At 70.9% G+C, this 19,291-nt stretch carries 18 protein-coding genes; 5 read left to right on the forward strand and 13 right to left on the reverse strand.

Features of this window, described 5'->3' with window-relative positions; all coding sequences use genetic code 11:
- Positions 1–51: 51 nt before the first annotated feature.
- Entirely contained in the window at positions 52–834 is a 783-nt protein-coding gene (locus tag ACWGUG_RS01360; protein WP_452323591.1) for a hypothetical protein, read from the reverse strand.
- Entirely contained in the window at positions 831–1,862 is a 1,032-nt protein-coding gene (locus tag ACWGUG_RS01365) for a Gfo/Idh/MocA family protein (protein WP_452323592.1), read from the reverse strand. The genes ACWGUG_RS01360 and ACWGUG_RS01365 overlap by 4 nt, the downstream gene beginning before the upstream one ends.
- A 104-nt stretch (positions 1,863–1,966) precedes the next feature.
- Here ACWGUG_RS01365 and ACWGUG_RS01370 point away from each other — a divergent pair, with 104 nt between their 5' ends.
- Together ACWGUG_RS01370 and ACWGUG_RS01375 are read left to right on the forward strand one after the other, a co-directional pair.
- Positions 1,967–3,244, forward strand: coding sequence for an ROK family protein (locus ACWGUG_RS01370; protein ID WP_452323593.1), 1,278 nt, complete (start codon positions 1,967–1,969; stop codon positions 3,242–3,244).
- 100 nt (positions 3,245–3,344) lie between these two features.
- Positions 3,345–4,802, forward strand: coding sequence for a hypothetical protein (locus ACWGUG_RS01375; RefSeq protein WP_452323594.1), 1,458 nt, complete (start codon positions 3,345–3,347; stop codon positions 4,800–4,802).
- 16 nt (positions 4,803–4,818) lie between these two features.
- Here the strand turns inward: ACWGUG_RS01375 and ACWGUG_RS01380 are convergent, their stop codons facing one another.
- Both ACWGUG_RS01380 and ACWGUG_RS01385 read right to left on the reverse strand, forming a co-directional pair.
- Positions 4,819–5,964: a Gfo/Idh/MocA family protein gene (locus tag ACWGUG_RS01380; protein WP_452324182.1), complete on the reverse strand. Its 1,146-nt coding sequence runs from the start codon at positions 5,962–5,964 to the stop codon at positions 4,819–4,821.
- A gap of 110 nt (positions 5,965–6,074) precedes the next feature.
- The gene (locus ACWGUG_RS01385) at positions 6,075–7,121 is read right to left on the reverse strand and encodes a substrate-binding domain-containing protein (protein WP_378878714.1); all 1,047 of its coding nucleotides are present in this window, start codon (positions 7,119–7,121) and stop codon (positions 6,075–6,077) included.
- A 302-nt stretch (positions 7,122–7,423) separates the two neighbouring features.
- Between ACWGUG_RS01385 and ACWGUG_RS01390 the strand changes: the two genes are divergently transcribed.
- From ACWGUG_RS01390 to ACWGUG_RS01400, 3 genes are all read left to right on the forward strand, one after another.
- Entirely contained in the window at positions 7,424–8,899 is a 1,476-nt protein-coding gene (locus ACWGUG_RS01390) for a sugar ABC transporter ATP-binding protein (RefSeq protein WP_336395037.1), read from the forward strand.
- Positions 8,896–9,960 (forward strand): ABC transporter permease, encoded by a 1,065-nt coding sequence (locus ACWGUG_RS01395; RefSeq protein ID WP_336394320.1) that lies wholly within the window; start codon positions 8,896–8,898, stop codon positions 9,958–9,960. Before ACWGUG_RS01390 ends, ACWGUG_RS01395 begins: the two co-directional genes overlap by 4 nt.
- Positions 9,961–10,096: 136 nt before the next feature.
- On the forward strand, positions 10,097–11,236 hold the full coding sequence (locus ACWGUG_RS01400; RefSeq protein WP_452324183.1) for an ROK family transcriptional regulator: 1,140 nt from the start codon (positions 10,097–10,099) through the stop codon (positions 11,234–11,236).
- A gap of 7 nt (positions 11,237–11,243) precedes the next feature.
- On the opposite strand, the gene ACWGUG_RS01405 is transcribed toward ACWGUG_RS01400, so the two are convergent.
- From ACWGUG_RS01405 to ACWGUG_RS01445, 9 genes are all read right to left on the reverse strand, one after another.
- On the reverse strand, positions 11,244–12,236 hold the full coding sequence (locus ACWGUG_RS01405) for a Gfo/Idh/MocA family protein (RefSeq protein WP_452323595.1): 993 nt from the start codon (positions 12,234–12,236) through the stop codon (positions 11,244–11,246).
- A 4-nt stretch (positions 12,237–12,240) separates the two neighbouring features.
- Complete coding sequence (locus ACWGUG_RS01410) at positions 12,241–13,110, reverse strand: ThuA domain-containing protein (RefSeq protein ID WP_452323596.1); 870 nt, start codon at positions 13,108–13,110, stop codon at positions 12,241–12,243.
- A gap of 68 nt (positions 13,111–13,178) precedes the next feature.
- Positions 13,179–14,186, reverse strand: a complete 1,008-nt coding sequence (locus ACWGUG_RS01415) for a sugar phosphate isomerase/epimerase family protein (protein WP_452323597.1) — start codon at positions 14,184–14,186, stop codon at positions 13,179–13,181.
- A gap of 61 nt (positions 14,187–14,247) precedes the next feature.
- A complete protein-coding gene (locus tag ACWGUG_RS01420) occupies positions 14,248–15,462 on the reverse strand; it encodes a Gfo/Idh/MocA family protein (RefSeq protein ID WP_452323598.1) in 1,215 nt (404 codons plus the stop codon).
- Positions 15,459–15,875: a C-glycoside deglycosidase beta subunit domain-containing protein gene (locus ACWGUG_RS01425; RefSeq protein ID WP_336394315.1), complete on the reverse strand. Its 417-nt coding sequence runs from the start codon at positions 15,873–15,875 to the stop codon at positions 15,459–15,461. The genes ACWGUG_RS01420 and ACWGUG_RS01425 overlap by 4 nt, the downstream gene beginning before the upstream one ends.
- Positions 15,876–15,884: 9 nt before the next feature.
- Positions 15,885–16,670, reverse strand: coding sequence for a nuclear transport factor 2 family protein (locus ACWGUG_RS01430; protein ID WP_336394314.1), 786 nt, complete (start codon positions 16,668–16,670; stop codon positions 15,885–15,887).
- Positions 16,663–17,733 (reverse strand): sugar phosphate isomerase/epimerase family protein, encoded by a 1,071-nt coding sequence (locus tag ACWGUG_RS01435; protein WP_378878727.1) that lies wholly within the window; start codon positions 17,731–17,733, stop codon positions 16,663–16,665. Before ACWGUG_RS01435 ends, ACWGUG_RS01430 begins: the two co-directional genes overlap by 8 nt.
- A complete protein-coding gene (locus tag ACWGUG_RS01440) occupies positions 17,730–18,860 on the reverse strand; it encodes a sugar phosphate isomerase/epimerase family protein (protein ID WP_336394312.1) in 1,131 nt (376 codons plus the stop codon). The genes ACWGUG_RS01435 and ACWGUG_RS01440 overlap by 4 nt, the downstream gene beginning before the upstream one ends.
- Entirely contained in the window at positions 18,857–19,261 is a 405-nt protein-coding gene (locus tag ACWGUG_RS01445; RefSeq protein ID WP_336394311.1) for a C-glycoside deglycosidase beta subunit domain-containing protein, read from the reverse strand. The genes ACWGUG_RS01440 and ACWGUG_RS01445 overlap by 4 nt, the downstream gene beginning before the upstream one ends.
- Positions 19,262–19,291 lie beyond the last annotated feature (30 nt).

A 19,291-nucleotide genomic window follows, 5' to 3' on the forward strand; every position in this document is an offset into this window, starting at 1 on the left:
GTCGGGCATATCCGGGAATGCCATATCGGCTATCCCTCGGATCGACGCCGTTTATGCCGTCACGGCGTCGCCGAGCACCGCCGCCAGCCCGTCGTCGTGCGCGAACTCCGCCACGTCGCGCGTCGCCTGGCCGGCCAGGACCGCCGCGACGGCGCGGCGCAGCGCCACCCGCTCGGGCGACTCGAACAGCCGCGGGAGGACTCGTCGGCCGGCGGCATCGGCGACCTCGATCCGCTGCTGGTGCTCGTCGCCGTCGAACTCGACGAGCGTCTCACCGAGGCGCATGGCGCGCACGCGTCCGAGCGGAGGGGCGCCGGGCGTCGCGGCTGCGATGACGGACGCCGGGACGCCGCCGGGCGCCTCGAGCAGGGCGAGCCCGCGGCCGCCCGACGCCGAGCCGTCGAAGCACGGGGACGACACCCGGGGGTCGGCGCCGAGCAGGACCCGCGTCCAGCCCACCGCATCACGGAGCGCGTCGCGCAGCGCGCGGGACGGTGCGTGGCACTCCACGGTCGCCGTCGCGAACGGACCGGCGCCGTCCAGCGCCGCGCGGGCGGCCACGACGGCATCGGCCCGGAGCAGCGGGCGATCGAGCACGATCGGGATCGCGAGCTCAGCGAGCCGCGCGAGGTCGTCGAGGGGCGCCGCCCCCGGGCGCCTCACCACGACGGCGGCAGCGCCGACGCGGATCGCGCGCTCGGCGGCATCCGTCCATCGCTCCCCGCCGATCGCGACCACCGCGCCGGACGGGTCGCCGGCGAGGCGGACGCTCTGCGGCAGCTCCGCCGCGGCGACGCGATAGGGCTGCAGCGTCGTGGACACCGCGACGGTCACGCCGGCACCCCCGCGAGGCCGGCGGCCTGGTCGGCGAGCGTCGAGGCGTAGCGCACGTCGTCGAGGAGCTCGTCGTACTCCACGGGCATGCCGCTGTCGATGAGCTCCGCGAGCGCGCGCCATTCGGCGAGGTAGCCGTCGCCCGGATCGCGGTCGTACGTCGTGTCGCGGCCGTCCGCGGTGAGCACGCGGACGCCGGCGCTGCCCGCGTGCACGAAGGCGGGCGGGAACGTCACGTCCAGCCGGTCGCGGGTCGTGGTGACGGTGACCCGCCACAGCGCGTCGGCACCGCCGGGCAGCATGACGGTCGTGAACTGGACCGGGATGCCGCTCGCGACGAAGCCCGCGGCGAATCCGATCGGCGCGAGGGCGCGCGCGAAGGCGACGCGCTCGAACCGTGGTGCGAGATCGCGGACAAGAGGGAGGTCGTGGATGGCGAGCCCCGTGACCAGCGCCCGGACGACGCCGGCGGCGACCTCCGGGCGTGAGAGATCGGGCGCCGGGCGCGCCGCGAACGGGGCCGCCACCTCGGTCACCACGTCGTGGTAGCGACCGTTCGGCGGGAGGGCGAGGGTCACCGAGATCGAGACGACGGGGCCGCCAGAGGCCGAGAGGTGGTGGCGCGCGCGTCCCCAGGCCGGGTCGTAGTAGTGGTTGGTCCCGACGACCAGCGCGACCCCCGCCTCGCGGCAGGCGTCGACGGCCTTCTCGGCGTCGGCGACATTGGTGGCCACGGGCTTCTCGCACAGGATGGCCCGCTTGCCGGCGGCGACCGCCGCGAGGATGTGACCGGCGTGCTCGTCGGGCGGACTGCAGATCGCGACCACGTCGATGTCCGGGTCGGCCAGCAGCTGCTCGGCGCCGGCCGACGCGCGGGCGCCCGTGCGGGCGGCGAGCGCGGCGGCACGGCCGCTCCCGGCGTCGGCGACGTGCGTCACCGCGAACAGATCGCTCAGGCGCGCCAGCGTCGGCAGGTGCAGTGCGGCGACGCCGGGGCCGGCCCCGATCACACCGACGCGATGGGTCATCGTCGCCTCCTACTTCTGCGTGAACTTTACCTAAGTCCGGAGCCGTTTGACTATAGATGGTCGAAAATCGGGTTCAACCGCATGCCGTTATGCAAGAATCGACCATGGCCAGGGAGTCCACCTTGCGTTTCGGCGCGCAGACTGACGAGATGACGAGCCTGCTGCGGATCGTCAACATGGTTCGCACGGGCGAGGCGGCGACCCGTCCCGAGATCGGCCGCGTCACGGGCCTCGGGCGCGGTGTCGTGACGCAGCGGGTCGACCACGCGATCGAGATGGGCTACCTCGCCGACGGCGACTTCGGCCCCTCGTCCGGCGGCCGCGCTCCTCGCACCCTGCGGTTCCGCGGGGACGCCGGCCGCATCGTCGTGTGCGCCCTCGGCGCGCTGCACATCCACGTCGGCGTGGCCCACCTGGACGGCGACGTCATCGAGCAGGCGCACTCCGCGTGGGACATCGCCCGCGGACCCGCCGAGACCCTCGATAAGGCGCTCAGCATGATCGACGAGGTGCTCTCGCGGACCGGCGATCTCCCGGTGTGGGGAATCGCCGTCGGCGTGCCCGGCCCGGTGGACTTCGAGTCCGGGCGACCGGTGGCGCCCCCGATCATGCCTGGCTGGAACGGCTTCGACGTGCGCCGGCGCTTCGAGCAGCGCTACGACGCGCCGGTCTGGGTCGACAACGACGTCAACCTGCTCACCTTCGGCGAGCGGGCCAGGCGCGGCGACGAGACCCTCGACCTCATCTACTGCAAGATCGGCACGGGCATCGGCGCCGGTCTGCTCTCGCACGGCCGCATCCACCGCGGCGCGAATGGCGCCGCGGGCGACATCGGCCACGTGCGGGTGCACGACTCCGATCTGGCGTGCCGATGCGGCAAGGTCGGCTGCCTCGAAGCGGTCGCCGGCGGCTGGGCGCTCGTGCGCGACGCCGCCGCCGAGATCGAGGCCGGCGCGACGGGCGCGCTCGCCTCCGCGGTGCGCGAGGGCGCGGAGCTGACACCCGAGCGGATCTCGATCGCCGCGGAGGACGGCGACGCCCTGGCCATCCGGCTCATCCAGCGCTGCGCGCGGGTGGTCGGCGAGTCGATCGCGGCCCTCGTCAACATGTTCAATCCCTCGGTCATCGTCGTCGGCGGTGCGGTCGCAGGAGCGGGCGAACTGCTCCTGGCGGAGGTGCGGCAGCGGGTCTACGAACTGTCCCTGCCCCTCGCGACGCGCGACCTGACGATCGCGCAATCCGTCAACGACGTGCGCGAGCCGCTCCGCGGCGGCTTCGAGATGGTGCGCGAGCAGCTCTTCGACGTCACCTTTCCGCGGTGGTTCGGCATCGGCCGCCCCACGATCGCGGCGATCGCGGGCACGCTGGAGGCCGTGGCCTGACTCGCGACCCTCGGAGCTTACTTCTTCCAGAAACCGACATAAGGGTGTAGGTTTCTTCCTCAAGCCGGGTCTGCCGGTGCCGGACGAGGAAGCGGGCCCGATGACGTTGCCGATGCTGCTGGAGGACGCGCTGATCGCGACGGACACCGGCTTCGCCCTCCGGGTGAGCCTGCCGTGGATCCGCTCGATGCCGCTCGCCGCGGTCACCGACCTCGAGGTGTCGATCGACGGCGAGCCGGTCGTCGTCGACGCCGTGGTCGACGGGCGGAGCGTCCCACTCCCCGAGCTGTCCCGCGAAGCCGGCTGGTGGTTCATCCAGGACCGCCTGGAGCTGCGGGGCGACCGCGTGCCGTCGCCCGGCGCCCACGCCGTCGCCCTTTCGTTCGTCCTCGCCGTCCCGTACCTGCAGGCCGGTCCTTCGGGCCCTCTCATGCTGCCGTTCCGGGCGGAGCGCGTGCTCGACGCGGGGGTCGCGGCATCCGTCGTCGAAGCCGTGGCCGACGACGCCGGGTCACCGTCCACGACGGCTGCCGCACCGCCGACACCCGCTCGGCCGACCCCGCTGCCGGCCGGGTGGACGCTGTCGGCGAGCGCGTTCAACTGGACGCCGGAGGTCATCCGCGCCGAGCGCACGGCCGAGGACGTCGCCGTCGCGGTCGTGACCGACGGCGTCAGCCCGACCCTGGAGATCGAGGCCGGACAGGTGTGGCGCACCTTCCCGCAGCCCTCCGATGCCGAGGTCGACCGCCTGCGCGAGCGGCTCACCACCGCCGGAGGGGCGGTGACGATCGTCGGGGCGAGCCTGGACGACTGGGCGCTGCCCGCCCGCCGCCGCAGCGAGGCCGAGCGACGGGGATTCCTCGAGCCGCAGCTGCGTGCCGCGGCCCGGCTCGGTGCGCGCGGTGTTCGCGTGCCGTTCGGGCAGGCGGGACCCGAGCTGCTGCGCCTCGTCCAGCCCGTGCTGGAGGAGCTCGACATCGTGCTGTTCGAGGAGATCCAAGGCCGGCAGACGCTGGACGAACCCGGGACCCTGGCGAACCTGGAGCTCCTCGAGGATCTCGGCGATCCGCGCGTCCGCGTGCTCATCGACATCAGCATGCTGATGCCGTCACTGCCGCCCACCTACGTGGAGGAGCTCCGCCGCGGCGGGGTCGAGGAGGAGCTCGTGGTCCGGCTGGAGCGCGAGTGGCGGGCGCCCGAGACGCACGAGGCCGTGCTCGCCGCGTTGCGCGGCGGACGCGTGCCGCCCGTCGTGCACACCCTCTTCATGAACCTGCTGGTGCGCTTCGGCCGTTCCGAGGTCTCCGACCTCGAGCCGCTCCTTCCGCTCACCGCCGGCGTGCACCTGAAGTTCTGGGACCTCGACGACACCGACGGCCGCGTGTCACGCCCGATCGCCGACATCGGCGGCGCGCTGCGCCGCACGGGCTTCTCCGGGTCGCTGACCAGCGAGTGGGGCGGGCACGAGTGGCTCGACGAGGACTCCACGACGATGACCCGCGCGCACCTGGACCTCGCCCGGCGCGCGCTGGCCGAGGCATCCGTCCCCGCCGTCTGACGGGGACCGGTCCGGCTCAGCTGCCGGTCGGCGTCCAGGCGCTGCCGTCGTTCGAGCTGCGCTCGACCGCATCGAGGACGCGCTGGATGTGGAGCCCGGCCTGGAACGAGGGCTCGGGCTGCGTGCCGGCGGCGATCGCCGCCACGAGGTCGACGACCTGGTGGCTGAAGCCGTGCTCGTAGCCCAGCATGTGCCCGGTCGGCCACCACGGCGCCAGATAGGGGTGGTCGTGCTCGGTGACGAGGATCCGGCGGAAGCCCTGCTCCGTCGCGGGAAGCGTCGCGTCGTAGAAGCCGAGCTCGTTCATGCTCTCGAGGTCGAACGAGATCGCGCCGAGAGACCCGGCGACCTCGATGCGCAGCGCGTTCTTGCGCCCGGTGCGGAAGCGCGTCGCCTCGAACGAGGCCAGCGCGCCGGACGAGAGGCGGCCGGTGAACAGCGCGAGGTCGTCGACGGTCACCGCCCCGCGCTCCTGCCGGGCCGTCCCGGAGAGCCCGACGCCCTCGCCGAGCAGGGGCCGCTCGGTCACGATCGTCTCGAGGATGCCCGAGACCGTCTCGACGCGCTGCCCGGTGATGTACTCGGTCAGGTCGACCGCGTGGGCGCCGATGTCGCCCAGCGCGCCGGAGCCCGCGCGATCCTTCTGCATGCGCCACGTCAGCGGCGCCTCGGCGTCCATCAGCCAGTCCTGCAGGTACTCGGCGCGCACCTGGCGGACCTCGCCGATGCGGCCGGCCGCGACGAGGTCGCGCGCGAACGTCGCCGCCGGCACCCGGCGGTAGGTGAAGCCGACCATCGAGCGGATGCCGCGGGCCGCGGCGCGGGCGGCGGCCTCGGTCATGGCCTCCGCCTCGGCGACGGTGTTGGCCAGCGGCTTCTCGCAGAGCACGTGCTTGCCGGCGTCCAGGGCGGCGATCGCGATCTCGGCGTGCGTGTCGCCGGGCGTGACGATGTCGACCAGGTCGATGTCGTCACGGCTGATGACCTCGCGCCAGTCGGTCGCGCTCTCGCGCCACCCCCACTTGTCGGCCGCGGCCGCCACGGCGGTGGCGTCACGCCCGACGACGACGTCCATCGACGGCGCCAGGGGCAGGTCGAAGAAGCGCGGCGCGACGCGCCAGCCTTGCGAGTGCGCGGCGCCCATGAAGCCGTAGCCGATCATGGCGACGCGCAGCGGACGGGTGGCGGCGGTGTGGTCGGTGGTCAACGCGATTCCCCCTCGGGAGCAGGTCGCGGGCGCCCGCGTCGAAGACGGGCGCCCGCGAGGATGGATCACTCGAACGACAGGTCGATGAACTGGTCGACGTTGTCCTTCGTGACGACGGGCGCGTCGAGCACGACCCGGTTGGGGATGCTCGGCGTGATGAGGTCCCCCATGGTCTTGCTCTGCGCGATGAGGCGCGCGAGTGCGACGCCGTCGGCCGCCTGGGTCGACGGGTAGATGACCGTGGCCTTGAGCACCGTGTCGTCGGCCTCGATCGCCTCCATGGCGCTGCGGCTGCCCGCCCCGCCCATCATGAAGAACTCGTCGCGGCCGGCCGACTCGATCGCGGCGAGCACGCCGATCCCCTGGTCGTCGTCGTGGTTCCAGATCGCGTCGATCTGCGGGTTGGCCGAGAGCAGCTGGGATGCCGCCGCCTCGCCGCCGGCGACCGTGAAGTCCGCGGCCACTCGGGCCGAGACCTCGAGACCGCAGTCGCCGAGCGCGTCGGCGAAGCCGTCGGACCGGTCCTGCGTCAGCGGCAGCGAGTCGATGCCGGCGATCTCGGCGACGATCGCGTCGGGGTTGTCGCCGAGCTGTTCGCAGATGTACGTGCCGGCGCTGACGCCCATGCCGTAGTTGTCGCCGAGGATCGTGGTGCGCGCGGCGAAGGGGCTCGAGAACTCGCGGTCGACGTTGATGACCGGGATGCCTGCCTCCATCGCCGCGATGGCCGCCTCGGTGAGAGCCGCGCCGTCGGTCGGCAGCAGCACGATCGCGTCGACCCCGTCGTTGACGAAGGTCTCGACGGCCGCGATCTGCGCGATCGGGTCGTTGGTGCCCTCGGCGACGCGGAGCTCGACGTCGTCGAAGCTGTCGGCGGCCGCCTGGGCGCCGGAGTTGATGGCGCCGAGCCAGCCGTGGTCGGCGGCGGGCCCGGAGAAGCCGATGACGACCGTGTCGCCGGACTCGGCGTTCTCCTCCGACGACGTGCCCTGGTCGACGACGTCGTCCTCGTCGGCGCCGGTGCCGGTGCAGCCGGCGAGCAGGCCGACGGCGGCGACGACGGCGGTTCCGGTCAGCAGCAGCCGTGTGCGCACCTTCAGGTGTGAGCGCATTCTTTCCTCCTTGAAATGTGATGCAGGGCGGCAGCGCACGGGGCGAGCTCGGAGCAAACGGCGCACGGGCCGGCCGTCCACGCTGACGGCATCACGGTAGCAGGCGCACTGCCGATCCGACAGCTTTTGCATTAGTTGCGGCAAAAGTGTTTTTCCGAAACTTCCGCTCTCGAGAGCGGAAGGGACGGGCGGGGAGCCGACAAGCGCCGCCATTCGCGAGCATCGACGCGCGGAAGCGCGCATGTTATGTTCATGCCGTGATCAAAGACGACCATGAATCGGCGTTACTCGTCGTCCGGGGCGTGACGAAGTCGTTCGCCGGAGTCAAGGCGCTCCGAGGAGTCGACCTGGACGTGCGTCCGGGCGAGGTGCACTGCGTCCTCGGTCAGAACGGTGCGGGCAAGTCGACGCTCATCAAGACGCTCGCCGGGGTGCACCGCCCCGACGAGGGCGTCATCACGTGGCTCGGCGAGCAGGTCGTCATCCCAGACCCCGAAGCGGCGATCGAACTCGGCATCGCGACGATGTACCAGGAGCTCGACGTCGTCGACGGCCTGACGATCGCCGAGAACATCTTCCTCGGCCACGAGCTGTCGCGCGGCGGCTTCACCAAGCGATCCGAGGCGGCCAGGCAGACGCGGGAGCTCCTGCGCCGGCTCGGCCATGACAAGCTGTCGCCGCACACCGAGGTCGGCACGCTCAGCGCGGCAAACAAGCAGATCGTGAGCATGGCGCGAGCGCTCTCGCACGACATCAAGCTCATCATCATGGACGAGCCCTCCGCGGTGCTCGACACCGAGGAGGTGAAGAACCTCTTCCACGTCGTCCGGGAGCTCACGGCGGCCGGCATCGCGGTGGTGTACATCACCCACCGCCTCGAGGAGATCCGCCAGATCGGCGACCGCATCACCGTCCTCAAGGACGGCCGCTCGATGGCCAGCGGCATCCCCGTCGCAGACACCCCGACCTCCGAGCTCATCCGGCTCATGACGGGCAGGGAGGTCGAGAACGTCTTCCCGCCCGCCGCGCCGATCCCCGCCGACGCGCCGCTCGTGCTCGAGGTCGAGGATCTGGCGCTGGGCGGGCTCTTCGCCGACGTCTCGTTCTCGGTGCGCGCCGGCGAGATCGTCGGGCTCGCCGGGCTCGTGGGATCGGGGCGCTCCGAGATCCTCGAGACCGTGTACGGCGCGCGCAAGGCGACCGCCGGCTCGGTGAAGGTCGGGGGGAAGCCCCTCCGCCGCGGCTCGGTGGTCCACGCGGTGCGCGCGGGGATCGGGCTGTCCCCCGAGGAGCGCAAGAGCCAGGGGCTCGTGCTCGACGAGCCGATCTTCGTCAACGTGACCCTGTCGTCGATGTCGCGCTTCGCCAAGGCGGGCTTCCTCGACGAGCGGTCCGAGCGGAAGATCGCGCGCGAGCAGATCGATGCGCTCGAGCTGCGCCCTGCCGATCCCGACCGCCCCGCGATGACGCTGTCCGGCGGCAATCAGCAGAAGATCCTCCTCGCCCGCTGGCTCGTCCACGGCACCCGCGTGCTGCTGCTGGACGAGCCGACGCGCGGCGTCGACGTGGGCGCACGCGCCGAGATCTACGCCCTGATCCGCCGGCTCGCCGCCGCCGGCAACGCGATCGTGATCGTCTCGAGCGAGATCGAGGAGGTGCTCGGCCTCGCCGACACCGTCCTCGTCGTCGCCGACGGCCGCGTGCTGAAGACCCTTCCCGCCTCCCAGATCGACGAGCACGGCGTGCTCGACCTCGTCATGAAAGGAACCGCCGCGTGAGCGAGCAGACCACCCAAGGGACGGCAGGCGTCCCCACTGCCGGCGAGGCGCCGCCGCCCGCCGGCGCCCCCGGACCCTCCGGCAGGTCGGGCCTCCAGCGCGTCATGTCGGGCTCCGTCGGCCGCAACCTCGGCCTCGTCGCCGCGCTGGTGGTGCTGATCATCGTCGGCGCCGTCACCGCCCCCGACACCTTCACCAGCGTCAGCAACGTCCTCACGATCCTCCGTCAGGCGTCGATCATCGGCGTGGTCAGCATCGGCATGACGCTGGTCATCATCGCGGGCGGCATCGACCTGTCGGTCGGGTCGCTGATCGGGCTCGCCTCCGTCGTCGCGACGCTCGCCGCGGTCCAGGATCTCGCCGACCAGCTCCACTGGTTCGTCATGATCCTGCTCGCGCTGCTCGTCGGCTTCGGCGCCGGCCTCATCAACGGCATCGTCATCGCGTACGGCAAGGTGGTCGCCTTCATGGCGACCCTGGCGATGCTCGTCGGCGCACGCGGCCTCGCCGAGATCCTCGCCGAGCGCCGCACCCTCCAGGTCGGCAATCGCGACTTCATCGAGTTCATGAACCTCGACATCATCGGCGTCGACATCCTCATCTGGATCTTCGCGATCGTCGCGGCGATCGGCTGGGTGGTGCTCAACCGCACGACGTTCGGCCGTCGGACGGTCGCCATCGGCGGCAACCGCGAGGCGGCGCGCCTGGCCGGCATCAACGTCAAGCGCCACACCATGTGGCTGTACTCGATCTCGGGGCTGTGCGCCGGGATCGCCGCGATCATGTACCTCGGCCGCACCACGGCCGGCACGTCGACGCACGGCACGCTCCTCGAGCTCGACGCGATCGCCTCCGTGGTCGTCGGCGGCACACTCCTCATCGGCGGCCGCGGCACCATCACCGGAACCGTGTTCGGCGTGCTCATCTTCGCCACGCTCAGCAACGTGTTCGTGCAGAACAACCTGAACTCGTCGGTGCAGGCCGTCGTGAAGGGCATCATCATCGTGGTGGCGGTGCTCCTGCAGCAGCGTTTCGCCCGGCCCACCGGGCGCGCGACGTGAGGGCTCCGGCCGTCGCGGGGGCGCGGCATCCGTCGATCCCCGGCGCGGCCGCCCGACCGCGGCGCGGTCCGCGTCCTGATTGACTTCCGTCGTGGTCACTCTCTCTCCAGAATCGGCTGCGGCGGGCACCGGCGCGATGGAGCTGTTCCAGCTGCTGCGCGACGGTGTGCCCCGCACCCGCGCGCAGCTCGCGAAATCCACCGGCCTGGCCCGGTCGACGATCGCGGCGCGGGTCGAGGAGCTCATGCGGATGGGGCTCATCATGCCGGTGGCGGATGCCGCGTCCACCGGTGGCCGGCCGCCCTCGCAGTTCGCGCTCAACCCCAGCGCCCGCGTCGTGCTCGCCGCCGACATCGGCGCGTCGCACACCACGGTCGCGGTGATGGACCTCACGGGCGCGATCCTGGTGACCCGCACGGAGTCCCGGGCGGTCGCCGAGGGGCCCGAGCCCGTGCTCACGTGGGTGGTGGACGCCGCCGCCGGGCTCCTCGAGGAGGCGGGGCGCGACATCCGCTCGCTCGTCGCGATCGGCATCGGCGTGCCCGGCCCGGTCGAGCACTCGACCGGTCAGCCGGTCAACCCGCCGATCATGCCGGGCTGGAACCGGTTCGACGTGCCCGGCTGGGTCCAGCAGCACCTGCAGGTGCCGGTGCTCGTCGACAACGACGTGAACATCATGGCGCTCGGCGAACGGGCGACGGCGTGGCCGGCCACGGCTCACCTCATGTTCGTCAAGGTCGCCACGGGCATCGGCGCAGGCGTCATCTCGGGCGGCGAGCTCCAGCGGGGCGCGCAGGGCGTCGCCGGCGACATCGGCCACGTGCGCGTCGCGCGGGGGTCGTCGGTGCCGTGCCACTGCGGGAATCAGGGATGCCTCGAGGCCATCGCGTCGGGGCCCGCCATCGCCCGCGCCCTCCGCGCCCAGGGCGTGCCCGCCGAGAGCGGCGACGACGTCGTGGCGCTGGTGCAGCGGGGCAGCCTCGATGCGATCCAGGCGGTGCGCCAGGCCGGACGCGACATCGGCGAGGTGCTGACGGCGTGCGTCAGCCTCATGAACCCGTCGGTCATCGCGATCGGCGGCTCGATGTCACGCGTCGGGGAGCACCTGATCGCCGGCGTGCGCGAGGTCGTGTACACGCGGTCCATGCCGCTGGCGACCGAGCACCTCGCCATCGTGCCGTCCGCCGCCGCCGAGAACGCGGCCGTCATCGGTGCCGGGATGCTGGCGATCGAGCACGCGCTCTCGCCCGAGGCCTTCCACTCGCTCGCCGGCTGACGCGGCGTCAGCGGGGTTCGAGACCGGCGGCGCGGTAGATGTCGTCGACGACGCGCATCGTGCCGACACCTCGCTCGGCGTCGAGGATGCTGGGAGAGCCGTCTTGGAGCACCGCGGCAAGATGCTCGAGTTGGCGCGCGTAGCTGTTCTCACCCTCGGCGGCCTTCTCCTCCAGAAGCAGCTCGTCGCCGGCGGTGACGCGCAGCGTCGCTCCCCACTGCGGCACGATGACGCTCGTCGCCTCCAGGCGAGCCTCCGATCCCTCGATCCGCAGCGACATCGCGCCCCGGTCGTCGCCGATGAAAGACGCCCGCACGCGCGCGGGGGCACCTGACGGAAGCCGCAGGAGGGCGTCGGTCTGCAGATCGATCCGCGGGTCGTCGTCGTAGAGCACCGCCAGGGCTGACTCGACGACGGGCTCGCCCCAGGCCGCGCGGATGAGGTCGACCGCATAGCATCCGACGTCCATGACCGCCCCGCCGCCGAGGTCGCCGTCGAGGCGGATGTTGCCCGGCTTCACGACGAAGTGCGGGATGCTGAAGTCGACGTCCACGCGCTCGATGTCGCCGAGGACACCGGACGCGATCACCTCGAGAAGACGCCGTGTGAAGCCGTGCAGTCGGTAGTGGAAGCCAACGAAGGCACGCCGGCCCGTCGCGGTCGCGGCGTCGGCGATGGCCGATGCCGTCGTGCCGTTCACCGACAGCGGCTTCTCGCAGAGCACGTGCTTCCCCGCCTGCAGCGCACGGGTCGCCCACTGGGCGTGCGTGATCGGCGGGAGCGCGAGGTAGACGAGGTCGATGTCGGGATCGCCGAGGATCGTCTCGTAGTCGCCGTGCTTCGGCAGATCGCACCGCTCGGCGAAGGCTCGAGCGCGCTCCGGGTCTCGCGCGCCGATCGCGACGACGCGAACACCCCCCGCATCGCGGCCGGGTTCCACCATCGCCCGCTCCGCGATCCCACCGGCACCCAGGATGCCGATCCGCAGCTCCGACGACATGATCTCATCCCTCGTGGTTGTAGTACGGCCAGGGCAGGAACCGGCGATCTCCGCGACGGTCGGGTCCCTCGAGCGTGACCTCGCCGGTCGCGGCCCATTCGACGCCCCGCGGGAACATGCGGATGAACTCGATCCGGCGGAACGTGTCGATGTCGTGGCCGATCGTGATCGTGAAAGATCGCCCCGCGCCGTACTCGTTGATCCAGGCGATCGGCTGGTGGGTGTTCATGCCGGGCAGCGCCGCGAGCCCCGCCTCGGGGATCGCGACGGGATAGTGCGACATCGGCCACATCGGCGCCTTCTCGTACGACTCGAGGTCGTCGTAGGTCGTCAGCAGCACCCGGGCGCCGTCGAGGATCTCGACGCCGGTGAGGATGTCGTCGCCGGTCACGGTCCAGCGGGCGCTGATGCCCTCGGTGATCGGATGCCGCGGCTCGACGGTGTCGAGCTGCGCCTCGCCCCACGGCCGCGGTCGCAGGCCGCCCGCGACGGTGAGCCGTGAGCCGCGCATGACGTCGTATTCCGCGGGGTAGCCCCAGTCGTCCTCCTGAGCGGCCGAGCCGTGGAACCACACGATGCCCTTGCCGTCGTCGTGGACGAACTTCAGGAGCGCGGCATCCGTCTCCGATCCGAATCCGACCGCCCTGTCGAAGTAGCCGTCGCGCCCCTCGAACACGACGATGACGACGTCGTACTTGTCGATCACCTCCGCGCCCAGGCCGCGCGGGTCCTCCACGACGCGCACCCGGAAGCGGCCGGTGTCCTCCAGCAGCGTCGTGAGCCACTGGTTGTGCAGCCGGAAGCTGCGGAACTCGTTGTCGTGCTCGCGGGTCATGTGACCCGAGAGGATGAGCACGTTCAGCACGTCGGACATCGGGGCGCTCCTTGCGTCCGGGCACGCCGCGCACCGGCCCCGGCGGGCCGGTGCCGGGCGTGCGGCGGCTAGTCGGTCTTGGTCGAGAAGGCGGCGTCGAAGGCTGCGGCGGGCGGCGTGATCGCGTTGAGCTTGCGCACGAACTCGATCGCCTCGGGGGCGCCGTGCAGGCGGTCCATGCCGGCGTCCTCCCACTCGATCGAGGTGGGCCCGTCGTAGCCGATGGCGTTGAGCGCGCGGAACAGCGGCTCCCACGGCACCGCGCCGTGCCCGGTCGACACGAACGTCCAGCCGCGACGCGGGTTCGCCCACGGCAGGTGCGACCCGAGCACGCCGTTGCGGCCGTCGAGGTTGGTGATCGACTCCTTGACGTGCACGTGGAAGATGTGGTCGGCGAAGTCCAGCACGAACGCGACCGGGTCCAGCTGCTGCCACATGAAGTGCGACGGGTCGAAGTTGAGGCCGAAGCTCTCGCGGTGGCCGATGGCCTCCAGCGTGGCCTTGGCCGTCCAGTAGTCGTACGCGATCTCGCTGGGGTGCACCTCGAGGCCGAAGCGCACCCCGACCTCCTCGAACACGTCGAGGATCGGGTTCCACCGGTCGGCGAAGTCCTGGTATCCGGCGGCGATCCACTCGTCCGAGGCCGGCGGGAACATCGCGACCGCCTTCCAGATCGACGAGCCCGTGAAGCCGTTGACCGTCTTCACGCCGAGCTTCGCGGCGAACCGGGCCGTGTTCTTCATGTCCTCCGCGGCCCGCTGTCGAACGCCTTCCGGCTCGCCGTCGCCCCACACCCGGGAGGGGAGGATGTCCTTGTGCCGCGCGTCGATCGGGTCGTCGCACACGGCCTGGCCGGTGAGGTGGTTCGAGATCGCCCAGACCTTCAAGCCGTTGCGCTCGAGGATGTCCTTGCGGGACTGCACGTACTCGGCGTCGTCCCACCGGGACACGTCGATGTGGTCGCCCCAGCAGGCGATCTCGAGGCCGTCGAAGCCCCACTCGCCGGCGAGTCGTGCGACCTCCTCGAACGGCAGATCGGCCCACTGGCCCGTGAAGAGGGTGATCGGACGAGGCATCGAAGCTCCTTTGCTTTGTTGTTTCTACAAACCTATCCGGCGATCCGCCCGTGGCAACGGGTCAATCCGCGGTCGTCCCGGCCGCGACCGGCGCCTCGACCCGTACCCAGCCCGAGCCGTTGTCCGAGCTCTCCTCCACGGCGGCCAGCACGCGCTGCACCGAGAGCCCCTCGGCGAACGACGGGTGCGGGTCGGAGCCCTCGGCGATGGCGGTCACCAGGTCGACGACCTGGTGGCTGAACCCGTGCTCGTAGCCGAGCATGTGCCCGGCAGGCCACCACGCGGCGACGTACGGATGCTGCGGCTCGGTGACGAGGATCCGCGTGAAGCCCTGCGTGGCCTCGGGGGCCGTGCGGTCGTAGAACCACAGCGTGTTGAGGTCCTCGAGGTCGAACCGCAGGGCGCCCTTGTCTCCCGACACCTCGATCGACAGGTCGTTCTTGCGACCCGTGGCGAACCGCGTCGCCTCGAACGAGACGAGCGCGCCGGTGGACAGGCGCCCGGTGAAGATCGCGACGTCGTCGACGGTCACGTCGCCGACGCCCGCCGCGGCGGTGCCGGACAGTCCCGAGCCCGAGCCCTGCAGCGGCCGCTGCTTCACGATCGTGTCGAGGACGCCCGAGACGGAGGTGACCTCCACGCCCGTCACGAACTGCGTCATGTCGATGATGTGCGCGCCGATGTCGCCGAGCGCGCCGGAGCCGGCGTGCTCCTTCTGCAGGCGCCACGCGAGGGGCATCGCCGGGTCGACGAGCCAGTCCTGGCGGTAGGCGGCGCGGACCTGCGCGATCCTGCCGACGGCGCCCTGCGCGATGAGGTCGCGCAGGAGGGTCACCGCCGGCACGCGGCGGTACGTGAACCCGACCATCGAACGGATGCCGCGCGCGGCGGCGCGAGCTGCGGCATCGGCCATCGCCTCCGCCTCGGCAACGGTGTTCGCCAGCGGCTTCTCGCACAGCACGTGCTTGCCCGCCTCGAGCGCCGCGATGGCGATCTCGGCGTGCGAGTCACCAGGGGTGACGATGTCGACGATGTCGATGTCGTCACGGGCGATGACCTCGCGCCAGTCCGTCGCCGACTCCTGCCAGCCCCAGCGGGTCGCGGCATCCGCCACCGCCTCGGCGTTGCGCCCGACGACGACGGCCATCTCGACGGCCTGGGGCAGCGAGAACACCCGCGGTGCCTGCCGCCACCCGACCGAGTGGGCGGCGCCCATGAAGCCGTACCCGATCATCGCGACGCGCAGGGCGCCGTCCTGAGCCTGTCGAAGGGTCATGCGAGCACGACCTCGCGCTCGACAGGGACGCGGTTGGTGACGTAGCGGCCGGGGCCACCGTCGACCCCGGGCGCGATCTGCATGTAGAGCAGGCGCATCGTGAGGACGACCTCGACGGTCAGCTTCTCACCGGGCTCGGGGGCGCGACCCAGGTCGATGAGGACCTCGGGCCTGTCGGCGACGAACCACAGGGTCTCGGACTGCTCGGGCAGCTCCTCGATGCGGTACTCGCGCCCGTTGAGCGAGAAGCGCAGCTTGTCGGTGGGGATCTCGACACCATCGACGGATGCCGCGACGCCGTCGACCGCCGAGAGCCAGAGGCTGCGGTACCAGGGCAGCTGCAGCGAGACGGCGACGCCGCTCTCGGTGCGCGTGACGTCCTTGTCGGCGAAGAGGGAATCGTGCGTTGCCATGGTCGTTCCTCAGGCGTAGGTGTCGGTGAAGGTGGCGTGCGGCACCGGCGGGGCGGGCTCGAGCTTCTGCACCGTCTCGGGGCTGTAAGGGTGGTTGGTCGAGGGCACGGGCTCGTCGGCCGGCGGCATGAACACGGGCTTGCCGTCGTCGCCGAAGTACATCAGGTCGAGGTCGAACGCGCCCTGGTTCTTCAGGCCGAAGCTCACCCAGTTCTCCTCGAAGGGAGCGCGGGCGAGCTCGTAGCAGCGGAACTTCCAGAACTTCCACTCGCCGTCCTGCTTGAGGAAGTCGATCGCGTACTTGCACCACACCCAGTGCGCCCAGACCTTCTTGCCGAGCACCTCCTCGGGGGAGTACATGTCGGGGAACGCCTCTGCGACCTTCGGGTCGGTGAGCCCGGACTCGGTGCCGGCCATCATCCACACGCCCTTCGCGGTCTGTCCGTCGGCGGCGACCTCGATCACGGGCGTCGTCGTGGCGTGGAGGATGAGCTTTCCCTCGGGGTGCGGCCGGCCGCGGTGGTAATCGGTGACGCTCTTCCACGTCGTGTACTGCCCCGCGTTGGTGTACCGGGCGCGGATGCCCTCGGTGCCCTCCTTGACCCACAGCGGGATGATCTGCTCGTCCTCGAAGGCGTTGTGCAGGTACATGTAGCGGTTGAACAGGTTCTCGACCTGGCCGCGGTCCTCGGCGCGCTGCGCGAGGGCGCGGGCGGCGAAGACCTCCTCGCGGAGGGCGGCGAGCTCGGCCTGCAGCTCGGTGAGGGATGCGGGGGCGATGGCGGTGTCAGACATTCGCGGTCTCCTTCGACTGCTCGGCGACGGTGTCTTCGATCGCCTTGCGCATGAGCGCGTGCTGCTTCTTCACGAGGTCGATCGGATCGGCCTCGCCGAGATCCTGGAAAGCGTGACCCTCCCACTCGCTGGAGAGATACCCCTGGTACCCGCCCACGACGAACTGCTTGACGATGCGCGGGATGTCCATCGCCGGCTCTTCACCGTCGGCACCGATGTCATAGAACTTCGCGTGCACGTGGAAGATCTGCGGCATGATGTCCAGCCACTCCTCCGGCGGCACGAGGCCGTGCATGTTGAAGGCGAGGCGCGTGAACGGGCCGAAGGTCAGCGGGTCGACGCCCTGGCTGACGAGGTAGTCCTCGAACTTCTGGTTGCGCACGTGCATGGGAGTCGGCTCGTGCCAGATCTCGTCCATGACCGCGAAGTGCTTCTCGTCCATGCCCATCTTCCCCAGCTGCGCGAGCAGCGTCGGCGAAAGGCTGTGCATCGTCGAGGAGAAGTCGGCGGTGAAGCCGAGGCGCTCGGACTGCAGCTCGTCGTACATCTCGCGCATCTGCAGCACCTGGGGATTGTTCGGCCCCGACGGCGCGTGGATCTCGTAGCCGAGGTACTGGTCGTACTTCTCGGCGAGCGGAAGGAGGCTGCGCAGCAGCTCCTTGCCGTGCGAGCGGATGACGACCCTCTTGAAGCCCAGCGTGTTCGCCGTCTTCAGCTGCCGGGCGAGGAAGTCGTGCTCCTCGTCCGGCGTCATGTCGCGGTCCTTGCGGCGGCCCATGTCGAGGTTCGTGCCCACGGCGCTCGCCTCGAGCCCGTACTTCTCGAGGGAGTCGAACCAGAGCTTCACGAACTCCTGGTCGACGTCGGGGTACGTGCGCAGCAGCTGTGCGATGTTGAACTCGACGCCCGGGCCGATCCCCTCCTCGGCGACGGCGGCGATGAGCGTCTCGGGCGTGTACAGGCCCGCGGCGAACTCACTCGTCATCGAGTAGAGGGTGGTTCCGAGCTTGATGCCGGTGCCGGCGATGCCGTCGGCGCCGCCCTGAGCCTGTCGAAGGGTCATGCGGATGCTCCTTGCGTGGTGGGAAGCCAGGCGGCGAGCTGAGCGCGCGCCTCGACGAGATCGGTGGTCATGCGCGATCCGGCGTCGGCGGCGGCGGAGCGCTGCACCGCCTGCTCGTCGCGGATGATGTCGAACGGGCTCTGCCAGTGGTTCCAATGCCAGCCCTCGTACTCGCTGGAGATCGCGCCGTTGTAGCCGTTCTCCACGAGCAGGCGGATGAGGTCGCGCACCGGGACCGACGGCTCCTCGTGCTGGTCGTCGATGCCGAAGAACTTGCCGTGGACGTGCTTGATCCACGGGAAGATCTCGAGCCAGTCGTCCACGCGGGCGGGGCCGAACAAGCCGGTCGCGTTGATGCCCATGTCGATTCCCAGGTCGGGGCGACCGTGCTGCGCGGCGAGGCCGATGAAGCGGCCGAAGCGCTGACCGTGCTCGGCCTGGTCGGCGGGCGGACCCTGCCGGTAGAACTCGTCCCACAGCCCGGTGACCTCTGCCAGCAGCTCCTCCGACGCGCCGCGCCGGCGGTAGGCCTCGATGAGCGAGGGGGCGAAGCCCGAGACGGTGGCGCCCCAGTCCATCGTGAAGCCGAGGAAGGGCGACCCGACCTTCTCGTAGCGGTCGCGCAGCGCGAGGATGCGCGGGTGCGAGGCGTACTGGTCGGCGTGGACCTCGAGCGCGAGCGTCACGCCGTACTCCTCGGCGATGGGGGCGAGCGCCTCCATCGAGTCGGGCGTGATGGAGATCTGCACGCGGGCGATCGGGAAGCCGAGCTTCGCCGCCGCCGCGATCTGCCTGCGCATGTACTCCAGCAGCTCGTCCTGCGTGAGCAGGCGGTCGCGGTGGATGCCGATGTCGGCGTTGACGGCCAGCGAAGTGGTGACGAGGCCGGTCTCGTCGACGAGGTCGCGGAACCAGCCGGCGAACCGGTCGTCGATCTCGGGGAATCCGCGGAAGCTGGAGAAGCCGATGATCTCCAGGCCCGGGCCGTAGCCGTCGGCGGCGACCTTGCGCACGAGGCCCTCGAGGTCGTACTCGCGGCCGTGGAAGGCGCGCGTGAAGCTGTAGAGCGTCACGCCCTGGATCGGGGTTCCCAGTTCCGGCTTTGCCTCAGCCTGTCGAAGGGTCATGCCGCCACCGCCTTCCGTGCGGACATCGTCTTGATGTCCTTCTCCTCGATGTGGAGCACTTCGTCCGCGCCGATGACGATGTACGGGATGTACAGCACGAGCTCGACGGCGACGGTGTGCTCCCCGTCCTCGTCCACTGCGAGGTCGCCCGAGAGCACGGCCGAGTCGGTGGGGAACCACCACTCCTCGGTGTTCGGTGCGAGCTCGGCGAAGGTGAACGTGCGGCCGTTCATCTCCCAGCGCAGCGACTCGGCGGGCGCCTCGACGCCGTCGACGGACAGCTTCGCGCCGGCGATGCACGAAGCGGGCAACGCGCGGTACCAAGGGAGCCGCACCTCGACCGCGGCACGCGTGCCGTCGGTCGTGAGCGTGCCCTGCTCGATGATGCGATCGGGGATCACGAGATAGCTCCTGACTACTTTGTCTATGTT

The organism is Microbacterium sp. NPDC055455, assembly GCF_053619935.1.